This is a genomic window from Rhodoblastus sp. (genome assembly GCF_052145335.1).
Taxonomy (GTDB): Bacteria; Pseudomonadota; Alphaproteobacteria; order Rhizobiales; family Beijerinckiaceae; genus Rhodoblastus.
Map to the genome: position 1 here is coordinate 1 of NZ_JBKQOU010000083.1, position 2632 is coordinate 2632.

The following is a 2632-nucleotide window of genomic DNA, read 5'->3' on the forward strand; positions in this document are numbered from 1 at the left end:
CCGCCGGAGGGACAGGAGTCCGTTGCGATGCCGGAAACGGTCGCCACGTCGCACGGCTGATAGCGCTCGTCTGGCGTCCCTTACCCTTCGCCGGAACAGGATGGGCTCCAGATGACTCGACATCGCAAATCCATTTTGCGAAACCGTCATTGCCTTTGCGGGACATGTTTTGAATCTCCGCCGGCTCTAGCCTTTGCAGGACTTTTGCCGCATGGTGCGCTGCAATCGTCCATTTTTTTGCGTGACGGGCGCCGCTTTTTTGTCGCGCTGGGGGGACTCTTGAACGTCAACGCCTTGTTCTTCGACCCAGGGCGTCATTGCGAAGCTTTGGCGCTGCTCGCCGGCGGGCATTTGAACCAGGGCGAATTCGCGTTGGCCTTCCAATATGCGGACCGCCGCTGCCGGCAGTCGAATCCGGGCGCGCATGACTATCTTCTGCGCGCGGAGGCGTCGCGTCGCGCCGGCCATGAGGATGTCGCGGCGCTCGACCTCGCACGCGCGATGGAGATCGATCCCACCGATCGTCTTGTCAATCATATCGCGCTGCTATGGGGCGCGCCGGAGCAGAAGCTGGCCGCCGCTCGGGCCCTTGTCGCCGACGAGACGTCGGGGATGGACGCGCTGCGCCACGCCGTCGCCTTGCTTTTCGAAAACGGCGCGCGGACGCTGTTCGGCCTGCGGCGCCAAGGCGAGATGACCGCCGGCTGGGTCGCCTGGGCCGGCGCGGCTCCTATGATTTTGCGCGTTCAGGCCGCCGGGACGCAGGATTGCCGGATCGCGCCCGATTCGCAACACGCTCTCGCCGGCGCCAATTTGTCCTGCGCCGACATCGCGGTCGAGGACAATGATCGCGCCTTGCGGCGGCTCGACTTTCTGCTCGATGGGATTTTGGTCGAAAGTTTTTCGCCGCCGTCGCCACTACGGCAGCGCCATATTGCGCGACACGCGCCAGCGCCGCATTCGTCCGCCGACGCCGGTCCCTTGTCGATCATCGTGCCGGTCTATGAAGATTTCGAGGCGACGCGCGCCTGCCTCGACGCGCTGTTCGCCGGGGGAAGCGATGGAGCCCGGCTGATCGTCGTCGATGACGCCAGCCCCAATCCGCGCCTGCGCGCCTATCTCGACCTGCAGGCCGCGGCGCGGAAATTCCTGCTGATCCGCAACGAGGTCAATCTCGGGTTCGCCGCCTCGGTCAACAAGGCGCTGGCGCAATGCTCCAGCGGCGACATTGTCCTGCTCAACGCCGACACACTGCCTCCTCCCTCCAGCATCGGCCGGCTCGCCGCCGTCGCGCGCTCGGCGCCGGGGATCGGCACGGTCACGCCGCTGTCCAACAATGGCGAAATCACCAGCTTTCCGACGCCGAATGTTGCCAATCCGCTCGGATCGCCGGAGGAGGTGGCCCGGCTCGACGCCCTCGCGCACCGCGCCAATGGCGCGGCCGCGGTCGATCTGCCCAACGGAATCGGCTTCTGCCTGTATGTCACCCGAGCCTGTCTCGACGCCGTCGGCCCGCTTCCCGAAATTTACGCCAGAGGCTATTTCGAAGACGTCGAATTCTGTCTCCGCGCGCGTGAACAAGGGTTTCGCAACGTTTGCGCCGTCGGCGTCTATGTCGGCCATGCTGGCGCGCGCTCGTTCGGGGCCGAGAAGAAGCGCCTCGTCATGCGCAATCTCGCGACGCTGGAGAGCCGTTTTCCCTCCCATAGTCTCGAAGCCGCCGCCTTCGACCACGCCGATCCGCTAAAAACTTTCCGCGGCGCCATCGAGGCGCTCGCGCCGATCGAACGCGAGGCGGCGCTGCTGGTCTGCGGCGAGGGCGCGTCCGGCTTTTTGGCGCGCGAAGAGGCGCAAAGGCGGACGAACGTCGAAGGGGAAGCGGCGCCGCTGATCTGCGCCTGCACGCTCGCGGGCGACCGCGTTTTTCTGCGCGGCCCGAACGAGGCGCCGCCACACTCCTTGAGTTTTTCACTGCACACCGCCACCGGGATCGCGGCGCTGCGAGCCTATCTCGGCGCGACAAAACTGCGCCGGATCGAGATTTTCGACCCGCTTTCGCTGCCAGACGCTTTGCTGACGGCGCTGTTCGCGCTCGACCTGCCGGTCGAACTGGTCTGCGCCGATCTCGAATGGGCTTTTTCCCTCCGCTTGCCGAAAGAGGGCGCCTGCCTCGGGCCGGAGGCGCCCGGCCCCTGCGCGTCCTGCTCGGGCGCCCTGGCGCCATCCGCAAAGGATGAGATTTCCGCGCGGCGGCTGGAGCGCTGGCGCTCGATTCTTTCGCGCGCCGACTCGATCAGGCCGCTGGACCGCATAAGCGATGTTTTCGCCCGCAATGTTTTCGGCGCCGATCTGGTTTCCGAACGGATCTCTCCACAGGTATTGGACGCGCCCGCGGAGCCGATCGTCGAGCCGCTCATACGAAAAACGCCGGGCGATGCGCTGGCGATTGTCACGCCGATGCCCTGCGCGCTCGCCGACCGGCTGATCGTCAGCCTGGGCCGCCTGCTGTTGCAGCGTGGCGACCCTGCGCGGATCATCGTGCTCGGCGCGTGCGTGAATGATCTCGCCGTGATGGGACCGGGAAATGTTTTCGTTGCCGGCAAGGTCGAGAACGAGGAATATGAGCGCCTGC

General features: G+C 65.8%; 1 protein-coding gene. It reads left to right on the top strand.

The annotated features are described in order from the left end of the window. Window positions 1-279: 279 nt before the first annotated feature. A partial coding sequence (locus ACLP2E_RS05970; protein ID WP_442465411.1) for a glycosyltransferase family 2 protein occupies window positions 280-2632 on the top strand: 2353 nt, incomplete at its 3' end.